The sequence below is a fragment of the Cupriavidus sp. H18C2 genome, assembly GCF_049393795.1.
Classification (GTDB): domain Bacteria; phylum Pseudomonadota; class Gammaproteobacteria; order Burkholderiales; family Burkholderiaceae; genus Cupriavidus; species Cupriavidus pauculus_C.
Genome location: NZ_CP186010.1, coordinates 1,508,257 through 1,527,238 on the forward strand (window position 1 = coordinate 1,508,257; position 18,982 = coordinate 1,527,238).

15 protein-coding genes are annotated in these 18,982 nt (G+C 66.1%); 6 read left to right on the forward strand and 9 right to left on the reverse strand.

Annotated features, from left to right (window positions below; translation table 11 throughout):
• Positions 1–2 precede the first annotated feature (2 nt).
• The 7 genes from EPAKOI_RS06950 to wecB form a co-directional block, all read right to left on the reverse strand.
• Entirely contained in the window at positions 3–845 is an 843-nt protein-coding gene (locus EPAKOI_RS06950; protein WP_313837797.1) for a YaiO family outer membrane beta-barrel protein, read from the reverse strand.
• 78 nt (positions 846–923) lie between these two features.
• Positions 924–1,934 carry a hypothetical protein gene (locus EPAKOI_RS06955; protein WP_313837796.1) on the reverse strand — a complete coding sequence of 337 codons (1,011 nt, stop codon included), beginning with the start codon at positions 1,932–1,934 and terminating at the stop codon, positions 924–926.
• Positions 1,931–3,034, reverse strand: coding sequence for a hypothetical protein (locus EPAKOI_RS06960; RefSeq protein WP_423193353.1), 1,104 nt, complete (start codon positions 3,032–3,034; stop codon positions 1,931–1,933). The genes EPAKOI_RS06955 and EPAKOI_RS06960 overlap by 4 nt, the downstream gene beginning before the upstream one ends.
• Positions 3,035–3,036: 2 nt before the next feature.
• Complete coding sequence (locus EPAKOI_RS06965) at positions 3,037–4,449, reverse strand: glycosyltransferase family 2 protein (RefSeq protein WP_423193354.1); 1,413 nt, start codon at positions 4,447–4,449, stop codon at positions 3,037–3,039.
• Between the two features lie 62 nt (positions 4,450–4,511).
• The gene (locus EPAKOI_RS06970) at positions 4,512–6,338 is read right to left on the reverse strand and encodes a hypothetical protein (RefSeq protein ID WP_423193355.1); all 1,827 of its coding nucleotides are present in this window, start codon (positions 6,336–6,338) and stop codon (positions 4,512–4,514) included.
• Between the two features lie 71 nt (positions 6,339–6,409).
• On the reverse strand, positions 6,410–6,778 hold the full coding sequence (locus tag EPAKOI_RS06975; protein ID WP_423193356.1) for a hypothetical protein: 369 nt from the start codon (positions 6,776–6,778) through the stop codon (positions 6,410–6,412).
• A 72-nt stretch (positions 6,779–6,850) separates the two neighbouring features.
• Positions 6,851–8,023, reverse strand: a complete 1,173-nt coding sequence (gene wecB, locus EPAKOI_RS06980) for a non-hydrolyzing UDP-N-acetylglucosamine 2-epimerase (protein ID WP_423193357.1) — start codon at positions 8,021–8,023, stop codon at positions 6,851–6,853.
• A 700-nt stretch (positions 8,024–8,723) separates the two neighbouring features.
• On the opposite strand from wecB, the gene EPAKOI_RS06985 reads away from it, so the two are divergent.
• Positions 8,724–11,432: an excinuclease ABC subunit A gene (locus tag EPAKOI_RS06985; protein WP_423193358.1), complete on the forward strand. Its 2,709-nt coding sequence runs from the start codon at positions 8,724–8,726 to the stop codon at positions 11,430–11,432.
• Here the strand turns inward: EPAKOI_RS06985 and EPAKOI_RS06990 are convergent.
• Positions 11,408–11,608 carry a DUF2188 domain-containing protein gene (locus tag EPAKOI_RS06990; RefSeq protein ID WP_409559026.1) on the reverse strand — a complete coding sequence of 67 codons (201 nt, stop codon included), beginning with the start codon at positions 11,606–11,608 and terminating at the stop codon, positions 11,408–11,410. The genes EPAKOI_RS06985 and EPAKOI_RS06990 overlap by 25 nt on opposite strands.
• Before the next feature lie 155 nt (positions 11,609–11,763).
• Here EPAKOI_RS06990 and EPAKOI_RS06995 point away from each other — a divergent pair, with 155 nt between their 5' ends.
• Positions 11,764–12,102 (forward strand): VanZ family protein, encoded by a 339-nt coding sequence (locus tag EPAKOI_RS06995; protein WP_313837790.1) that lies wholly within the window; start codon positions 11,764–11,766, stop codon positions 12,100–12,102.
• Here EPAKOI_RS06995 and EPAKOI_RS07000 read toward each other — a convergent pair.
• Positions 12,077–12,934, reverse strand: coding sequence for a 23S rRNA (adenine(2030)-N(6))-methyltransferase RlmJ (locus tag EPAKOI_RS07000; protein WP_423193359.1), 858 nt, complete (start codon positions 12,932–12,934; stop codon positions 12,077–12,079). The two genes, EPAKOI_RS06995 and EPAKOI_RS07000, sit on opposite strands and share 26 nt — an antisense overlap.
• A gap of 114 nt (positions 12,935–13,048) precedes the next feature.
• On the opposite strand from EPAKOI_RS07000, the gene mnmC reads away from it, so the two are divergent.
• The 4 genes from mnmC (at position 13,049) to clpX (ending at position 18,875) form a co-directional block, all read left to right on the forward strand.
• The gene (gene mnmC, locus EPAKOI_RS07005; protein WP_423193360.1) at positions 13,049–15,058 is read left to right on the forward strand and encodes a bifunctional tRNA (5-methylaminomethyl-2-thiouridine)(34)-methyltransferase MnmD/FAD-dependent 5-carboxymethylaminomethyl-2-thiouridine(34) oxidoreductase MnmC; all 2,010 of its coding nucleotides are present in this window, start codon (positions 13,049–13,051) and stop codon (positions 15,056–15,058) included.
• Positions 15,059–15,215: 157 nt separating this feature from the next.
• A complete protein-coding gene (gene tig / locus EPAKOI_RS07010; RefSeq protein WP_124684387.1) occupies positions 15,216–16,565 on the forward strand; it encodes a trigger factor in 1,350 nt (449 codons plus the stop codon).
• Between the two features lie 106 nt (positions 16,566–16,671).
• Positions 16,672–17,322 carry an ATP-dependent Clp endopeptidase proteolytic subunit ClpP gene (gene clpP, locus EPAKOI_RS07015; protein WP_124684386.1) on the forward strand — a complete coding sequence of 217 codons (651 nt, stop codon included), beginning with the start codon at positions 16,672–16,674 and terminating at the stop codon, positions 17,320–17,322.
• Between the two features lie 275 nt (positions 17,323–17,597).
• A complete protein-coding gene (gene clpX / locus EPAKOI_RS07020; RefSeq protein ID WP_124684385.1) occupies positions 17,598–18,875 on the forward strand; it encodes an ATP-dependent Clp protease ATP-binding subunit ClpX in 1,278 nt (425 codons plus the stop codon).
• The last annotated feature ends 107 nt before the right edge of the window (positions 18,876–18,982 follow it).

Genomic DNA, 18,982 nt, shown 5'->3' on the forward strand with positions numbered 1-18,982 from the left:
GGCTAGAACTCGACGAAAAACCCTATCTCTGCCTGCTTGCGCTTGTAGGACGGATTCTCGTAGTACACCGCGCGCAGGTTGATGCCGTAGCGTTTGGTGAACCATTTTCGCCAGTTCAGCGAAACCTCGTGGCTGGTAAAGTCGCTGAGCACCGTTTGCTCGCCAGTGAGCTGGTAGGCTTCACGTCCGCCGTCGTATCGCAGCGTGATGTACTGGTCCTTGTCACGGCCATAGGTCACCGCGACGGTGCCGCGGTTGGAGCGCACGTTGCCCGGATCGCTGCGGTTGAGCCGGGCGCCGACCTGGACGATCCACGGCGCGTCGAAGTAGTAGGTCAGGCCAAGCAGCAGCGCCTTGTCGGTATAGACGTCCTTCGCGCGGTAGTAGGTAAAGCCGGCGCTGGCGACGAGGTTCTTCTTCTCCAGCAGCTTGCGGAACAGCATGCCGTCGACGCGCACTTCGGGCAGGAAGAAGCCGCCACTGCTGGTGCCCGCGCTCAGGAACGCGTACCAGTCGTCATCGATGATGCGGGTGTAGCCCAGGCCAAAGAAGGTGCCCTGGTCCCCGAAATGGCTCTGGTGGCTGATCTCGCCGGTGACGTAGTCCTTCGGCGTCAGGTGAACGCCGCCGCGCAAGTACTGGTCGTTCCAGTTGGCGTTGTCACCGGTAAGGTTGGCGTGACCGATCCCGCCTTCGACGAAGCCGGTCAGCAAGGGCACGAAGGTCCGTGGAGGCGTGGCTTCGGCCTGGGCGCTGGCATCGGCAGCGATCAGCAGTGCAAGCAGGCCGCCCGCGCAAATCAGCGGCCGCGCGAACCGGGCTGTGTGACAAGCGGGCTTCTCCATGCGTTCTCCTGTCGTTTCCATCGATCAAGAGCAAGGGGTCGCTTCAGGACCCTCGGGCCCAGCGTCTGCCTGCCGCCTTCAACGGCATTTCAAGCCGGCTGGCGGCGGCGCCAGCGCCTGGTCCGGGGTCAGGCGTTTTTCGAACGCGACGTACAGCGCCTCCTCCAGGACATTCCAGTGGCTGCCATGGCGGAACTGGACCGAGCGCATCCGCCAGCAGGCAATCGCGTCCTTGTCGTTCATCTTGTCGGCGATCAGTGCCACCAGTCCCCACGGGTAGTCGACTTCGGACATGCCCAGCCACGTCATGCGGTGCTGCTGCATCCACAGGCCGTAGTCGGCAGCGCGCGGGCGGCCGGCGGGCCGGATGTCGGCAAGGATCGGGAAGATCTGCGCCACGGCGTCCGGGTAGAACTGATTGGTATTGGGCTGCTGCGTGCTCACCAGGTAGCCTTCCTCGCCGCGCCAGAAGACGCTCAGGATGTCGCGGTCCAGTTGCCCGGCCTTGCGCATCCATGCCTCGGCCCCGGCGTTGTCGCCCTGGCTCTGGCGATAGCGGCCGACCGCCTTGAACGCACTGGAGACCTCCACGTTATCCATCAGCAGCGCTACCGGTAGCGACGCGGAGATGTGATACACGCGCGTCTTCGGGTTTCGAAGCGTCTCCAGATGCTGGCTGGCCTTGTCGAAGCTGGCGCGCCACGCGGGGGGCAAGCCGCTCTTTGGCGCCGAACGCACCAGCAACTCCATCCATGCCGCCATCAGCGCATCGTCGGCGTCGGCCAACTGGCAACTGGTCATCTGCTGGCCCTTCATGCAATACCTGTCGAAGCGCCCATCCGGGTGCTGTCGCGGCAGCAGCCAGGCAATCCAGCGCTGCGCCGTCGTCGATGTGGAGATGCCCGCATCCTGCGCGGCCAGCAGGGCCTTGGACGCGAAGTAGGGGTCGACCGAATCGCCATTGAAGTAGGTGGTGATGGCCCCGTCCGCTCGCTGGTAGCCCTGTAGCGTCAACTCCGCGCCGGCCGCATGGGCGCAAGGCTGGCTCAAGCTGGCGGCAAGCAGGAGAAGGCTGGCCAATATCCTCATGGTGTGGGCTCGTTTATCAGCGGTTGTACACAGGGCGCGATGGCTCTACCGTCTTCCAGCGCACAGACCGAGCCGTGGGCCACCGTGCCCGGATACACCCGCAGGACCGATGCCACGACGGTCGTGGGCCGTGCCGGGCTGCCGAACACGCAATCGGGGCCGACCTCGATCTCGCGCTCGCCCGCGACCGGCCCGGTAATGCGCGAACATCCGCCGATCGCGATGCCCCCGCCTGCAATCAATGCGCCGTCGATGCGTACGTGTGGCGCCACGGTGATGCGGCCGCTGGCCTTGACGCTTCCGACGATCTGCGTGCCCGTGCCGATCCACAGGCTGCCGTGCACGATCAGGTCGCCCTCGTAGGAGCCGCCGGAGGGCAGGGTGAGGTCGCGCGTCACGAACCAGCGGCCGTCACGGGCGTCGCCGGGAGCGAGCGGTTGGACCGCATCCGTATGCGTCTGTGTAGGCGGATCGCTCGGACCGTCGCCGTCGTCGGCCGTGGCAAGCGCGGGCCCGCCAAAGCGGATCACGGGGGCTCGCAGCGAGGTGAACGAACAATCGCCATTCACAAGGATGGCGTGCTGGGCGCAGACAGGCCCTTGCAAGCTGCATTCTGGTTCGATCTTCAGGCAGCGCGCGTGGGCCCAGCGGCGCAAGGCGCTGCCATGGCCCAGCACGATCACGCCATCGGACATCAATGATTCGAGTACGTTGTCCTGGCCAGTGAGTAGCCCATCGTGGGCGTAGATCGCCTTCGTGAACGTATAACTGTTCGGCAGCGCGAGCACGTCGCTGGCCACCAGCGTCTGGTGGCACTGGCCGGCGCCGGTGTCCGTGGTGTCGAGTGCGAACCTGCCGTTGACGTGCGAGATGGGACCGAGCGAGGTGGTTGTACCGTCCATGTCGGCCTGCGCCGGAAAGTCCTTCAGGCGCGTGACCATGGCGCGGAACTCGGCGGCAACCGCGGCCACGTCGAGTGTGTGGTCGGGGTCGATGGCCAGCGGGCGGATGTCGCTGCGGCGTTGCCATTCGATGATCGCGGGCATCAGCGGCAGCGTGAATACCAGCAGGGTGAGCCCTGCGAGCAGCAGGGGCCACATGGTCAGCCTCCCTGCCGATAGCGGGCGGTCTTGTCCCAGCGCAGTTCGCGGCCGAGGAAGTGATCGACCACGATCTGGTCGAGGATCGCGCGCGAGACGCTCAGCATGCTGACCAGGAACCCGAAGTAGTTCAGCGGCAGCAACCGGATGCGCTCACGGCTGCCATCCAGGTGAACGGCAGCCGCGATCTCGAAGAAGGCCGCGAAATTCCCCAGGGAGCCGTACGACATCAGCGCGAACAGCATGACGGCCGTGCCCAGCAATGCCAGGCCGCCGGAGTAGAAGAGCAGGATGGCGAGCAGCCAGCCGAGCAGCATCAGCGGCGCCATCATGTAGATGCCCAGCAGCGCGACGCCGTCGATCCTTTCGATGATGCCGTGGTGCCGGCACGACGCCATGCGCCATCCATGGCGATAGAGCGCCTGGTTATGGCCCTTGGTCCAGCGCATGATCTGCCTCACCCGTACCGGCCAGGTTTCCGGCACCTCTTCATAGCACTCGGACCAGTTCTGGTAGACCGTCTTCCACTCCGCCAGCAGCAGCCGGTAGGTCAGGTCCGTGTCCTCGGCCAGCACGTCGTCATGCCAGCCGCCGGCGCTGCCCAGCGCGCGCATGCGAATGCCGCCGACGGTGCCGCCGTACTGCGGCACGAGGTTCAGGTTCATGCGGGCTTGCTGGTCGACCTGATAGCCGCCCGAGCGCTCCAGGTCCAGCAGGCGCGTCAGCAGGTTGCGGCCGAGATTCATCGGCACGACGCGGCCCATGGTCGCGCCGACCTCGGGATCGAAGAACGGCGCCACGAGTTGCTTGAGCAGCCCGACAGGGGGCAGGTAGTCGGCATCGAACACCACGACGATCTCGCCGGTGACCAGCGCGCTGGCATCCTTCAGTGCGGCGGCCTTGCCCGGCTTGCCGCCGACCCGGTGAAACGGCGTGATGCGGCCCGGATACCGCGCCACATAGTCATCGATGATCTCTTGCGTCCGATCGGTGGAGCGATCGTTCACCGGCATGAGGGTGATGCGGTCGGCGGGATAGTCCGCATGCAACAGGCACTCCAGCGAGCCGGCGATAACGGCCTCTTCGTTGTGCGCGGCGATCAGCACGGTCAGCGTGGGCCAGGTGGCCACATCGATATCCAGATACGGGTGGCGCTGCCGGCCGAACAGGCGGTTCAGCGTGAACAGGTAGTGCCGTACGGCATATAGCAGTACCAGCGCGACGATCAGCAGCAGCAGGGTGGTCAGGAAGATGGCGTCGACGGGCGTCCCTTCGACCACCTCCAGTGCGCGTCCGTTATCACGCTCGACGCGTTCCAGCGCCTGCACAGGCAGCGCCAGCAGCGCCACGACCACGCCCAGCAAGGCCAGCGGCCAGCGGGCGGTGAGAAGTCTGGCAGGCTTGTTGAATCGCATCAGGGTGTCCGGTTGGATGAGTCCTCGCATCGCGCATCGGATGCGAGGACCCGGCATGCGCACTACAGCTTGCCGCTGATAAACGTCAGCGATGTGCCGCTGACGGCCGTCACGATCCAGTTGTTGCCGTCCCACGTGACAATGCCAAATCCCTGGGTGATGACGGGCTGGGTGTACGCGTTGCGCGGGAGCACCCAGGCCATGTCGCTAAGGTCGGTAGGGTGGCTTGCCTGGATCGTCCAGGCGTTGCCCAGGTCCGTGGCCTGCCAGCTCGTTTGCTGACGCCGTTGGCTGAAGTCGCCCAGCGCTTCCATCGTGTACCAGCGGAAGCGGCCGTTCGATGCTTGCGTCGCGGCGCGGTTGAACATCGAGTTGAGCACTGACTGGTAGCCCACCGCGCCAAGCGGATGCAGGTAGATCAGCCGCCCCGTGCGGTTCTGGGCCACGAAGTCGATCAGCTTGCGATACCAGGCGGTGATGTCGGCGGCCGGGACGTTGAACTCGCTGAACTCTTCGAAGGTGGCGTTCTGGCCAAACGGCATGACCGGAAAGGCGCGGATGGCTTCGTTCGTGAGCGTGCCATCGCGGTAACTGCGCGTGGGCCCCAAGCCCGTATGGCCCAGGAAGTAGTAGGCGCTCGTGCCCTGGGCTTCGAGCCAGTTGACCGACCATTTGGGCGTATTGCCCTCCGGCGCGGCATACCCCTTCGACGCCTGGCCGGTCACGCCATCCACGCTCTGCCGGTTCATGACCAGGTACTGCTCGAACGTCGACTGGTTGGTCTCGCTGGCGTTGGCGCCCCAGAAATCATGCATCCATCCGCCATGGCTGCCTACCTTGTGTCCTTTCAGCACCAGGTACTGCACAAGCTGCTGGGCACTCGCGTTCTGCGACAGGTTGACGCCCTTGGCGTCGCCGACGGCGATCTTGTCCGGCCCGGCCGTGATCGAGATCGAGAACGGGCCCTTGTTGAAGACGCCCCAGTTCTTCATCGTGTAGGCCGGCGCGATCTGGTCGCCCGCGCAGAAGTGCATGTTCAGTACCAGCCCGCCGAGCGCCTTGGGTTGCGCCGACAGCCGCGGCATTTTCATCAGGTTGGCGCCGAAGTACCGCAGCAGGCCGTGCATCAGCATGCCGTCGGTCTGGCCCTTCAGATAGGACAGCGGCGTGTTCACGAACAGCACCCGACCCGAGCCAAAGCTGCGCAGCCCGACCACGAGCCCGAAGTTGGGCGATGTCATCAGCGCCGTGCCGGTGTAGGCGCCTTGCGTCACGAAGCTGGGATACGTGAGAAAGCCGTAGACGTATCCGGAAATCCCCTCGACAGGGTCCGAATTGGACGCCGTCCAGACCATCGACTTTCCCGGCGGGACCTGGATGGTACGTAACGTACTGCTCAGGCCCACGATCGGTCCCAACCCGATCATGTTGCCGAGCAACTGGTCATAGAGCACGTAGTCGACGCCGGCCAGGTTGCTGAGCCGACTGCGTGGCGACGCGTAGAACCCGGTGGTCGTCAGTGCGCCGAAATCGTAGACCAGCATCAGGTTGCCGCCCTGGCTGGCGTAGGTTTCCAGCGCGGCAATCAGCGCGTCGCTGGCATTCACGTGTACCTGGTCAGGCAGGATCACGCCGGAGAACTGGGCGGTCGTGATGCCCTGCTGGACCTGTGCGTCGTTGATGACGGTGATTTTCAGGCCCTCTTCCTGGGCGGCGTCGAGCCAGGCGGACACGCGCGGGTCCGGCAACGGAAAGCCATCGGGCAACAGCAATCCAATCTGATTGGTCGCTGCAAAAACGATCGTCGGCAGCGCAAGCGCGAGCGTCGCCAGCAACCGGACGATCCAGTCGCGGCATTGCCGAAAGATGAGTTGTGGTTTGCAGGGCATGGCCTTCTCCCAGCGGAAGATTGCGGGACGGACGGGAGGCGCACATGGCGCGTCCTGTCGCAGACGCCGGTTCATTTGATTTCAGGCTCCACTTCGGCCTCGGGCGCTGGGGCCAGGGTGTAGGTGCCTGCCTTGACCTTCGGTCCGGTCACCGCCTTCTTCGGCTTCTTGGTCTTCAGCTTGTCCATGTCCTTCTTGTTCTGGCCGTGGTCGTGCGCCTCGTAGTTCAGGTCGATCTGATAGTCGTGGTCATAACCGAGGAGGCCGCCAGGGTCCCTGGGGCTCGCGGGAAGATACAGCGGCGCGTTCGCCGACACCGCGGTCGCCTCTGACGACAAGGTCGCGGCCGAAGCCGGGACGGCAGACAGGCCGATAGCGAGCAGCGTGGCAACGCTGACTGCCGGCCGCATCCAACGGGATTTCCCTTCACTGCGTTTCATATCCGTACTCCTGCGAAGACGGCGTGCTGCGCGCGCGTCGGGCATACCCGTCGCGGGCAGATCCACCGGCTACTAACTCGCGACAGCGGCCAGCTGCCCCATTCCTGCCGCCTTGAACTCGCGCTTGCCTTGCAGCGCGTGGACGATGCGTTCGCTCGCGCGCCCGTCGCCAAACGGGTTATGGGCGCGAGACATGCAGGCGTATTCATCGGGATCGTGCAGCAGCAGTTCCGCTGCCGCGATCAGGCGAGCCGGATCAGTGCCCACCAGCCGCGCCGTGCCGGCCGCGACGGCCTCCGGCCGCTCGGTGGTATCCCGGGTGACCAGCACCGGCTTGCCCAATGCCGGAGCTTCCTCCTGAATCCCGCCGGAATCGGTGACGATCAGCCGTGCGCGGGACATCAGATAGACAAATGGCACGTATTCCTGCGGCTCGATCAGATGGATATCGGGGTGCCCGGACAAGATGGCGTGCACCGGCTCGCGCACGCGCGGATTCAGGTGAACGGGATAGACGATCTGAATGTCGGGATTGCGATCCACCAGTGTGCGCAGCGCGGTGAAGAGCCGCTCGAAAGGCGCGCCGAAGTTTTCCCGTCGATGACCGGTCACCAGAATCAGGCTGCGGTCGGGATCGAGAAACGGATACAGGTCGGCCATGCTGCGCTGCATCTCGGCATCGGCCTCCAGGCGTTGCTTGACGTTCAGCAGCGCATCGATCCCCGTGTTGCCCGTCAGGCGAATACGGGCGGGATCCACGCCTTCGCGTACCAGCGTGTCCATGGCCTGCTGCGTGGGCGCGAAGTGCCAGGACGCCATCACGTCCGTGACGCGGCGGTTCATCTCCTCGGGCCAGGGCGCGCGCAGATCGCCCGTGCGCAAGCCGGCTTCGACATGGCCCACCGCAACGTTTCGATAGAACGACGCGAACGTGGCGGCCAGGGTTGTCGTGGTATCGCCATGCACCAGCACGACTTCGGGCTGGAATCTGTCGAGCACTTCGTGCACCCCGTTCAGGACCCGCGTGGTAATGCCGGCCAGTGTCTGGCCCTGGGTAATCACGTTCAGGTCGAAATCGGGGACGATGTCGAACAGCCGCAGCACTTGGTCCAACATATGCCGGTGCTGGCCGGTCACGCAGATTCGCAGCTCGAAATCGCTGGCAGCCTTGATGCGGTGGACCAGCGGCGCCATTTTGATGGCTTCAGGCCGGGTCCCAAATACGGCGAGGACTTTTCTGCGCATGTCGGCTCTCTCCCCTCGTATCGATTCGTCGGCCCGCAGAGGCGTTGACGGTTCACCGATGCGGACGGATGGAGAGAGCGATGTATGTGCCAGCAGGGCGCAATCCCTGAACACTTGGGCGGGGGCGCACCGGCGGCAAGCACCGCATCGTTCGCGTTTCCGGACAAAGGTTGCAGGCGTGCAACCTGCTGTCACCCGCCAGTGCGTGCCGGGCGATACGCTAATCGGCCGCCAACGCCACAGCGGAGGGCGCGAAGTGCGCCGACAATAACCATCTGATGAATTTCGGAGGCGGCAGGACGAGTCGGTCACGCGCTGTGAAAACGCAACCTATCTGTTACTTCGCGCACAGACCGGGCCACCCTCTAACCTGCACATGCAGATTTTGCCTCGGTCAGATAGATGAAGTGGATTTGCACGGCGCGCGCCAAGGTTCATTAACCGTGGTTTTGTAGTCCGGCGTCCTCATCCAAATGGATCAAGTCCCTTGTTCGCCGTACACACGCAGAACTAGGCGGATTTGGTTGCAGAAATGAGAATCCGTGCACTTCTTTTCTGGCAGAAGCGTGATTTTTATTATTTTGGGGCTGCGTTGGAGATAGCGGACAGGTGAAAGTCGCCTCTGGCACGCTTCCTGCGGCTTGGCGCCAAGAACCGTGCGCAAGCCAGCCGCCGGCAACCTAAACAAGCAGAGGCGCACATGCGTGACGATTTGAGACCCCCCCGGCTGAAGGACCGTTCCGCTCCGGAGGCGCCAGACGTGCCGCCGGCACTGGACAACTTCGTCCGGGTACGCGGCGCGCGCGAGCACAACCTCAAGGACGTGGCCGTCGATATCCCGCGCAATGCGCTGGTGGTGTTCACGGGCGTTTCCGGCTCGGGCAAGTCTTCGCTGGCCTTCGGCACGCTCTACGCCGAGGCCCAGCGGCGCTACTTCGAATCCGTCGCGCCGTACGCGCGGCGGCTGATCGATCAGGTGGGCGTGCCGGATGTCGACAGCATCGAGGGCCTGCCCCCCGCTGTGGCGCTGCAGCAGCAGCGCGGCACGCCCAACGCGCGATCGACGGTGGGCAGCGTTACCACGCTGTCGAGCCTGGTGCGCATGCTGTATTCGCGCGCCGGAACCTATCCCGCACGGCAGCCGATGCTCTACGCCGAGGATTTCTCGCCCAATACCGTCGAGGGCGCCTGCCCGGAATGTCACGGGCTTGGCCGCATCTACGATGTCACCGAGCAGTCGATGGTGCCCGACGACTCGCTGACCATTCGGGAGCGCGCGGTGGCCGCGTGGCCGCCCGCGTGGCACGGCCAAAACCTGCGCGACATCCTGGTGACGCTCGGCTACGACGTCGATACGCCTTGGCGCGACCTGCCGAAGAAGGACCGCGACTGGATCCTCTTCACCGATGAACAACCGACCGTCCCGGTGTACGCCGGATTCACGCCACGCGAGGTGCGTGCCGCGCTGAAGCGCAAGCTGGAGCCGAGCTACCAGGGGACGTTTACCGGCGCCCGGCGCTACGTCCTGCAGACCTTTGCCACCACGCAGAGCCCGCTGATGAAGAAGCGCGTGGCGCAGTACATGATCGGGCGCGACTGCCCGGCGTGCCACGGCAAGCGGCTCAAGAAGGCGGCGCTGTCGGTGACGTTCGCCGGCCTGGACATCGGCGAATTCACCCGCCTGCCGCTGGCCCGCGTGGCCGAACTCATGCGCCCCATCGCGCAAGGCGAGGTGCCGGGGCAGGGCGATGCCGGCGGGGCCGTGCTGAGCCGCAAGGCCGCCCGCGCGGATACGGCACGACGCGTGGCGGCCGGCGGCTCGGCCCACAAGGCGGCCCCCGACGTGCGGCGGACGCCGAACCTGTCCGAAGAGAAGCGGCTGGCGGCGCAACGCATCGCGGACGAGTTGATCGAGCGCTTGTCCACGCTGATCGATCTGGGCCTGGGCTACCTGTCGCTCGATCGCAGTACCCCCACGCTGTCTTCGGGCGAACTGCAGCGGCTGCGGCTGGCCACGCAGATTTCGTCGCAGCTGTTCGGCGTGGTCTATGTGCTCGACGAACCCTCGGCCGGGCTGCATCCCGCCGACGGCGAGGCGCTGCTGGTGGCGCTGCGCCGCCTGAAGGCCGCCGGCAACTCGCTGTTCGTCGTCGAGCACGATACGCGGACCATGCGCCAGGCCGACTGGATCGTCGATGTCGGGCCCGCCGCCGGCGAGCATGGCGGACGCGTGCTGTACAGCGGCCCGCCGGACGGCCTTGCCGGTATCGCGGACTCGCGCACCGCGGCCTACCTGTTCGGCCCGCCGGAGCAGGCGGCGCGCGCGCCCCGGGCGCCGGCGGGGTGGCTCAAGCTGGCCCACGTCTCGCGCAACAACCTCCATCGGGTGGATGTGGATATCCCGCTGGGCGCCTTCACGGCGGTGACCGGCGTTTCGGGGTCGGGCAAGTCGAGCCTGATCAGCCAGGCGCTGCCCGAACTCGTCAACCGGCACCTGGGCCGTACCGACGACACCGATGCCGAGGACGACCGCGACCCGCTGTTCGCGGTGACCGACGCGCCGACCGAAGGCCGCATCGCGGGGGGCATGGAATCGGTGCGCAGGCTGGTGCGCGTGGACCAGAAACCCATCGGCCGCACGCCCCGTTCCAACCTGGCGACGTACACCGGGCTCTTCGACCATATCCGCAAGCTGTTCGCCGCCACGCCCGCCGCGCGCAAACGTCGCTTCACGGCCGGCCGTTTCTCGTTCAACGTTGCGCAGGGCCGCTGCCCGACATGCGAGGGGGAAGGGTTCGTCAGCGTGGAGCTGCTGTTCCTGCCAAGTGTCTACGCGCCGTGCTCGGCATGCCACGGCACGCGCTATCGCCCGCAGACGCTGGAGATCCTGTGGCAGGGCCGGAACATCGCCGAGGTGCTGGACCTGACCGTCGACGCGGCCTGCGCATTCTTTGCCGACGAGGCGCCGGCGATGCGCGCCCTGACGGCTTTGCGCGATATCGGGCTTGGCTATCTGCGCCTGGGGCAGCCGGCCACGGAACTATCGGGCGGCGAGGCGCAGCGGATCAAGCTGGCCACCGAGCTGCAGCGCACGCAGCGGGGCGACACGCTTTACGTGCTCGACGAGCCCACCAACGGCTTGCATCCCGCCGATGTGGATCGGCTGATGATGCAGTTGCAGCGACTGGTGGACGCCGGGAACACGGTGGTCGTGGTGGAACACGACATGCGGGTGGTGGCGCAGGCGGACTGGGTCATCGACATCGGCCCCGGCGCCGGCGACCAAGGGGGGCGGATCGTGGCAAGCGGCCCGCCCGCCGCCATCGCGACGTCCACCGCGAGCGTGACGGCGGACTATCTCGCGGCGGAACTTGGTTCTACCCCTCAACTGAAATCATTGCGCTCCTGAATCTCGCCGTCGGGGCCATGGATGACCAGTTCGACGCGGTCTTGCCTGGCCTTTTCCATGCCGGCCGCGATGGCTTCTTCCTGGGACGGGTAGTGGGACGTGGCGCCGTCCGTGCCTTCGACTTCGACGGCCCAGCCGTTGCGCTCGGTGGGCACTACATGGATGTTGTCGGCCATGATGCATCTCCCATTGAGGATCCGATGCACAAGTGTCGGGCGGCGCGGCCGGCCCTTGTATCGGGCGCGGTCCTACACGCGACTGTGGCCTGCGGCACAGACCCAGCCGCGGTCCTGTACGATGCTCGCTGCCATCGTTCCTTCACGCTCGCCCGGTGCCCCGTCTGACTTCCAACCATTTCCGGCTGCTGTTCGGCCTCTGCGCGCTGGCCGTGCTAGTGCTGTCGTTGCTGCCGCCGGACATCCCCGAGCCCACCACGGGCTGGGACAAGACCAACCACATGCTGGCCTTCGGCGTGCTGGCCGCGCTGGGCGTGCGTAGCTGGCCGGGGCGGGTGTGGCCGGTGATCGTGGGGCTGGTGGCCTATGGCGGGCTGATCGAGATCCTGCAATCGCTGACCAGCTACCGCGACGCCTCGTGGCCGGACCTGCTGGCCGACAGCCTCGGCATCGCCATCGGGCTGATGCTCAGTTATCGAGCGATTCGAGCGTGAACTGCGCGCCGGCGTCCTGGCCGAGCAGGTCGACCAGCACCGGCATCGCCGCTTCCAGCGCGGCCTTGAGCGTCCACGGCGGATTGGCCACGAACATGCCGCTGCCGTGCAGCCCCAGGCCGCCTTCCACCGGATGCTTGACGGTCAGCGTCACGTGCAGCCAGCTCTTGAGCGGCAGGCGCTTGAGCTGCGCCGGCAGTTGCACCGATTCCCGCCGCTGGACTTCCGGGTACCAGATCGCATAGACGCCGGTGGCAAAGCGCTCCAGCCCGGCCTTCAGCGTGTCCAGCGTGCGTGCGTAGTCCTGCTTGTCCTCGTAGGACGGATCGATCAGCACCAGCGCGCGGCGGGGCGGCGGCGGCAGGATGGCCCGGATGCCATTGAAGCCGTCGCCGTCGTAGAGCATGACCTTGCGGCCGGCGCCGCGGAAGTTGTCGCGCAGCACCTGGATCTCGGTGCTGTGCAGTTCGAACAGGCGCAGCCGGTCGGCGTCGCGCAGCATCTGCCAGGCCAGCCACGGCGAGCCGGGGTAGTGCTTCAGGCTGCCATCGGGGTTCAGTTCGCGCACCTGATCCAGGTACGCCTCCAGCATGTCCGGCAGCGGCTGCCCGCTCGCACGGGCGCGCCAGAGCGGGCCGATTCCGGTCTCGAACTCCGATTTCTTCTGGGCGTAGGCGTGGTCCAGCGCGTAGAGGCCGGCGCCGGCGTGGGTATCGACATACCAGAACGGCTTGTCCTTCTGCGTCAGGTAGTCCAGCAACTGGACGACCACGGCGTGCTTGAGGACATCGGCGTGATTGCCGGCGTGAAAGGCGTGACGATAACTGAGCATGGCAAGGCGGGATGACGGCGCGCAAACTTAGGTGGAACAAGGCCCGGCGGGCGGTTGGCGCGAAGGGCGCTATGCTACCATCCGCCGCCATTTCCGGCCGTATTCCCGATCATCATGCCGCGTGCCATCGAGTCCGCCGCGCCCGTGCTTTCCGACCAGGGCGTCCCGTATTCCCCAACGTACGACGATGTCTACCACAGCTCCGCCGGCAGCCTGGCGCAGGCGCGGCACGTGTTCCTGGGCGGCAACGGCCTGCCCGGCAACTGGGCCGGGCGCGAGCAGTTTGTCATCGTCGAAACCGGCTTCGGGCAGGGGCTGAACTTCCTGGCCACGTGGCAGGCGTGGCGCGACGATCCCCACCGCTGCCGCCGCCTGCACTTCGTTTCCATTGAAAAGCACCCGTTTACGCGCGACGGGCTGGCCCAGTTGCATGCCGGCCTGGGCAATCTCGTGCCGCTGGCGCAGATTCTGCAAGCACAGTGGCCCGACGCGCTGCCGGGGCTCCATCGCCTGACGTTCGACGACGGCGCGGTCACGCTGACGCTTGCGTTTGGCGATGTGCAGGCGCTGCTGCCGAAGCTCGTGGCCGGCGCCGACGCGTTCTATCTGGACGGCTTCTCGCCGGCACGCAATGCCGATATGTGGTCGGATACTGTATTCCGCGGCCTGGGCCGGCTGGCGCGCATCGGCGCCACGCTGGCGACCTATACGGCCGCGGGTTTCGTGCGCCGGGGCCTGCAGGCGGCCGGTTTCGATGTCAGCAAGGCGCCGGGCTTTGGCGGTAAGCGGGACATGACCGTGGCCCGCTTTGCGCCGGCCTGGAAGAATCGCCGGCACGCGCCGCCCGAGCCCGCCCAATGGCCGACGCGCCATGCGATCGTCATCGGCGCCGGGCTGGCGGGCTGTGCCGTCACCGAGCGGCTGGCCGCGCGCGGCTGGCGCGTGACGCTGTTCGACGCCCACGCGGGGCCGGCGCGGCAGACGTCCGGTCACCGGGCAGCGGCGATGCACGCGCACGTATCCGCCGATGACAGCCTGCTGTCGCGACTGTCGCGCGCCGGCAACCTGCATGCGCTGCGCGCGTGGCAGGCGCTGGCGGAGGCCGGCCATCCGGTGGACTGGCACGGCTGCGGCGTGCTCCAGATCGGCGAGGATGACGCCGACCATGCGGCGCAGGGGGCCGCGCTGGACGCGCTGGGGTTTCCCGAATCGTTCGTGCGCTGGATGTCGGCGGAAGAGGCCGCCCGTGAGCATGGCGCGCCGGTGCCGCGCGGGGGGCTCTGGTTTCCGCAGGGTGGCTGGGTGGCGCCGCCGGACATCTGCCGCGCGCAGCTCGCGGCGGCCGGCGACCGGCTCGACGCGCGCTTCGGCTGCCGCGTGGCGGGCATCGAACATCGTGACGGCCAGTGGCAGGTGATGGACGCGGCCGGCGCGGTGCTGGCCAGCGCGCCCGTACTGGTGCTGGCCAATGCCCACGAGGCCGAGTCGCTGCTGCCGGATCACCTGCTGGCGCTGCGCCGGGTGCGCGGACAACTGACCGACCTCGACGCGGGGCAGGTGCAGGCACTGGGCGGCTGGCCCGACTGTGTCGTCACCGGTGCCGGCTACCTGCTGCCCCGTGGCGAGGCGGGCGGGGCGCGCGTCGGGTCGAGCTACGAGCCCGACGACGGTCCGCTGGTAGAAAGCGCCGCCGTCCACGCCGCCAACCTCGCCCGGCTGGCCGGGCTGCTGCCCGGGCAGGCCGCCGGGCTGTCCGCCATCGATCCCGCCACGCTGCACGGCTATGTGGGCGTGCGCACGGTGACGCACAACCGCCTGCCGCTGATCGGACGCCTGCCCGACGTCAGTCAGGTGCGCGACCATGCCGCATCGCTGCGCGGCGCCCACCTGCGCGACGTGCCGCGCCTGCCGGGCCTCTACGCGGCCCTTGCCTATGCGTCGCGCGGCCTCACATGGGCTGCGCTGGGTGCGGAACTGGTGGCGTGCCAGATCGAAGGCGAACCGCTGCCGCTGGAGGCGGACCTGGCCGACGCCATCGACCCCGCACGGCTGCTGCTGCGCGCGCTGCGCCATGGGCAGGTGGCTGGCGCGGCGGGGCCGGATGCGGAGCCGGATGATGACTGACTAGGGTAAAAACTGCCGGAACCGAACCAAAACCGTGCGATAATCCGCGTTTTCCGTTTGCGCGGAGACCTCCGCTCGCGAGCACCGGCCGCGGCCGGGCGGCAGGCGCGCAGGCGGTGGCGCTGACAACAACTATTTCTGGATTGGATTAACGACCATGTCGAACGTCATTGAAAACCTCGGCAAGCTGGACCGCAAGGTAACCCTGGCTATCCCCAAGGCCGAAGTGCAGAAGGAAACCCAGGAGCGCCTGGCTCGTCTGTCGAAGACCGTGAAAATGTCCGGCTTCCGCCCGGGCAAGGTGCCGATGAAGATGGTCGAGAAGCAATACGGCCAGCAGGTGGAATTCGAAGTGCGCTTCGACAAGGCTGCCCGCAAGTTCTTCGACATCACCCAGGCCCAGGACGTGAAGGTGGCCGGTCAGCCGAAGTTCGACATCAAGACCGAAGGCGTGGCCGACGACGAGGTGGCCTTCGAGGCCACGTTCGAGGTGTATCCGGAAGTCAAGATCGGTGACCTGTCGGCCGCCGAGGTGACCCGCACCAAGACCGAAATCGGCGACGCCGAGATCGACAAGACCGTCGACATCCTGCGCAAGCAGCGCGTGCACTACCACCACCGCGGCGAAGCCGGCGCCCACGGCGACGGCGGCAGCGAAGTGGCCGCCCAGAACGGCGACCGCGTGACCATCGACTTCGTCGGCAAGATCGACGGCGTCGAGTTCGCCGGCGGCAAGGCCGAGGACTTCGTGTACGTGCTGGGCGAAGGCCGCATGCTGCCCGAGTTCGAGCAAGCCACGCTGGGCCTGAAGGAAGGCGAGGCCAAGACGTTCCCGCTGACGTTCCCCGAGGACTACCACGGCAAGGAAGTGGCCGGCAAGACCGCCGAGTTCACCATCACGCTGAAGAAGGTGGAGTGGGCGCACCTGCCGGAAGTGGACGATGCGTTCGCCAAGTCGCTCGGCATCGCCGACGGCAGCGTGGAAAAGATGCGCGCCGACATCCGCGAGAACCTGGAGCGCGAAGTCAAGCGCCGCACGCACGCCATGCTGAAGGACCAGGTCATGGAAGCGCTGCTGAAGGTGAGCGAGCTGGACGTGCCGAAGGCCCTGATCGAGCAGGACCAGGAGCGCCTGGTGGAAATGGCCCGCCGCGACCTGGAGCAACGCGGCATGCCGAACGCCAAGGACATGCCCATTCCGGCCGAGATGTTCGCCCAGCAGGCCGAGCGCCGCGTGAAGCTGGGTCTGATCCTGGCCGAGATCGTCAAGGCCAACGGCCTGGAAGCCAAGCCGGACCAGGTCAAGGCCGAGATCGAGGACTTTGCCAAGAGCTACGAGGACCCGAAGGAAGTCATGCGCTGGTACTACGGCGACCAGCAGCGCCTGGCCGAGATGGAAGCCTACGTGCTCGAAAACAACGTGGTAAATTTCGTGTGCGACAAGGCCAAGGTTTCGGACAAGTCGGTGTCGTTCGAGGAACTCACCGCCGCGCCCGAGCAAGCCTGAGGTCGGGCCTGACCGGCGGCCGCGCCAGGCGCGCGGCACCGGTCGACGCCAGCCGGCCTCGCGCGCTGGTCGGTTGGCGCCATTCCTGAATATCTGGAGAACCTGCATGACCCGCAATGATTTGCTTGATCGTCTCGCCACCACGCAGGCTTCCGCCCTGGAGACCCAGGGTCTCGGACTGGTGCCGATGGTTGTCGAGCAGTCCGGCCGGGGCGAGCGCGCGTATGACATCTACTCGCGCCTGCTCAAGGAACGTGTGATCTTCATGGTGGGCGAGGTCAACGACCAGACCGCCAACCTCGTCGTGGCCCAGTTGCTGTTCCTGGAAAGCGAGAACCCGGACAAGGATGTGTCGCTGTACATCAACTCGCCCGGCGGTTCCGTTTCGGCCGGCCTGGCGATCTACGACACGATGCAGTTCATCAAGCCCGACGTGCAGACGCTCTGCATGGGCATGGCCGCGAGCATGGGCGCCTTCCTGCTGGCCGCCGGCGCCAAGGGCAAGCGCAGCGCGCTGCCGAATTCCCGCATCATGATCCACCAGCCGCTGGGCGGCGCGCGTGGCCAGGCGTCGGACATCGAGATCCAGGCCCGCGAGATCCTGTACCTGCGCGAGCGCTTGAACAGCATCCTGTCCGAAGTGACCGGCCAGCCCGTGGAAAAGATCGCCCGGGACACCGACCGCGACAATTTCATGAGTGGCGACCAGGCGGTGGACTACGGCCTGATCGACAAGGTGATCACGCGCCGCGGTTGAAATCCGGCCGGTGTGTCGGCACATCAGTCCGGACGCTCCACTCGGAAGTGTCCGGGCGGTGACCGGCCCGCCGGTGACCTGCCGCTTGAGTCTCTCGTCGTCCCAAATGACGAAGGCTACACCGGAACGAGGCTGTACGCCTCGTTTTTGCGTTTTGCCCCACATGCAGGGGATGCCGCCGACTGCGCCAATTGTTTTGGCGTATGATGCGTTTAATGCGTTTCCCGCCCGGTCTCGGACCTGGCGGGACGACACGGCTAATGTGACTGATTCCTATGGCGGACAAAAAAGGTTCATCCAGCGAGAAACTTCTTTACTGCTCGTTCTGCGGCAAGAGCCAGCACGAGGTGAAGAAGCTGATCGCGGGCCCGTCGGTGTTCATTTGCGACGAATGCATCGACCTGTGCAACGAGATCATCCGTGACGAGGCCGCCGCGACCGACAAGGACGCCGCCGCGGTCACCCGTTCTGATCTGCCCACGCCCCACGAAATCCGCGAAAGCCTTGACCAGTACGTCATCGGTCAGGAACAGGCCAAGAAGATTCTGGCCGTCGCGGTGTACAACCATTACAAGCGTCTGAAACACCTCGGCAAGAAGGACGATGTCGAGCTGTCGAAGAGCAACATCCTGCTGATCGGGCCCACGGGCTCGGGCAAGACGCTGCTCGCCCAGACGCTGGCGCGCCTGCTGAACGTGCCGTTCGTGATTGCCGACGCCACCACGCTGACCGAAGCCGGCTACGTGGGCGAGGACGTCGAGAACATCATCCAGAAGCTGCTGCAGAACTGCAACTACGAGGTCGAGAAGGCACAGCGCGGCATCGTCTACATCGACGAAATCGACAAGATCTCGCGCAAGTCGGACAACCCGTCGATCACGCGCGACGTGTCGGGCGAGGGTGTGCAGCAGGCGCTGCTGAAGCTGATCGAAGGCACGATGGCGTCGGTGCCGCCGCAGGGTGGCCGCAAGCATCCGAACCAGGACTTCCTGCAGGTGGACACGACGAACATCCTGTTCATCTGCGGCGGTGCGTTCGATGGCCTGGAAAAGGTCATCATGCAGCGTTCGGACAAGACCGGTATCGGCTTCGACGCCCAGGTCCAGAGCAAGGAAGAGCGCGAAGTCAGCGAAGTCCTGCCTCAGACCGAGCCGGAAGACCTGATCAAGTTCGGTCTGATTCCGGAACTGATCGGGCGTCTGCCCGTGGTGGCCACGCTGGCCAAGCTCGACGAGGCCGCGCTGATGCAGATCCTGGTCGAGCCCAAGAACGCGCTGGTCAAGCAGTACCAGAAGCTGCTGGCGATGGAAGGCGTGGAACTCGAGATTCGTCCGGGTGCGCTGTCGGCCATCGCGCGCAAGGCGATCCGTCGCAAGACGGGCGCCCGCGGCCTGCGTTCGATCCTCGAACAATCGCTGATGGACGTCATGTACGACCTGCCCAACTACAAGGGCGTGCAGAAGGTGGTGATCGACGAGAACACGATCACCGGCGACGCACCGCCGCTGCTGATGTACGAAGAGCAGCAGCCCAAGGTGGCAGGGTCGAACTGAGCGAGGTCCAACTGACGCCGAACGCGCGGGACCCGCGGGGTCCTTCCCAGACTGGCGACACTTTCAAGCTGCCGTTCGCTGGAAAGCGAGCGGCTTTTTTTCTTCAA

What these genes read in the sequence shown, in the direction of transcription:
- EPAKOI_RS06950 (WP_313837797.1), bottom strand. Translation starts at nt 845, where the DNA reads ATGGAGAAGCCCGCTTGTCACACAGCCCGGTTCGCGCGGCCGCTGATT.
- EPAKOI_RS06955 (WP_313837796.1), bottom strand. Translation starts at nt 1,934, where the DNA reads ATGAGGATATTGGCCAGCCTTCTCCTGCTTGCCGCCAGCTTGAGCCAG.
- EPAKOI_RS06960 (WP_423193353.1), bottom strand. Translation starts at nt 3,034, where the DNA reads ATGTGGCCCCTGCTGCTCGCAGGGCTCACCCTGCTGGTATTCACGCTG.
- EPAKOI_RS06965 (WP_423193354.1), bottom strand. Translation starts at nt 4,449, where the DNA reads ATGCGATTCAACAAGCCTGCCAGACTTCTCACCGCCCGCTGGCCGCTG.
- EPAKOI_RS06970 (WP_423193355.1), bottom strand. Translation starts at nt 6,338, where the DNA reads ATGCCCTGCAAACCACAACTCATCTTTCGGCAATGCCGCGACTGGATC.
- EPAKOI_RS06975 (WP_423193356.1), bottom strand. Translation starts at nt 6,778, where the DNA reads ATGAAACGCAGTGAAGGGAAATCCCGTTGGATGCGGCCGGCAGTCAGC.
- wecB (WP_423193357.1), bottom strand. Translation starts at nt 8,023, where the DNA reads ATGCGCAGAAAAGTCCTCGCCGTATTTGGGACCCGGCCTGAAGCCATC.
- EPAKOI_RS06985 (WP_423193358.1), top strand. Translation starts at nt 8,724, where the DNA reads ATGCGTGACGATTTGAGACCCCCCCGGCTGAAGGACCGTTCCGCTCCG.
- EPAKOI_RS06990 (WP_409559026.1), bottom strand. Translation starts at nt 11,608, where the DNA reads ATGGCCGACAACATCCATGTAGTGCCCACCGAGCGCAACGGCTGGGCC.
- EPAKOI_RS07000 (WP_423193359.1), bottom strand. Translation starts at nt 12,934, where the DNA reads ATGCTCAGTTATCGTCACGCCTTTCACGCCGGCAATCACGCCGATGTC.
- mnmC (WP_423193360.1), top strand. Translation starts at nt 13,049, where the DNA reads ATGCCGCGTGCCATCGAGTCCGCCGCGCCCGTGCTTTCCGACCAGGGC.
- tig (WP_124684387.1), top strand. Translation starts at nt 15,216, where the DNA reads ATGTCGAACGTCATTGAAAACCTCGGCAAGCTGGACCGCAAGGTAACC.
- clpP (WP_124684386.1), top strand. Translation starts at nt 16,672, where the DNA reads ATGACCCGCAATGATTTGCTTGATCGTCTCGCCACCACGCAGGCTTCC.
- clpX (WP_124684385.1), top strand. Translation starts at nt 17,598, where the DNA reads ATGGCGGACAAAAAAGGTTCATCCAGCGAGAAACTTCTTTACTGCTCG.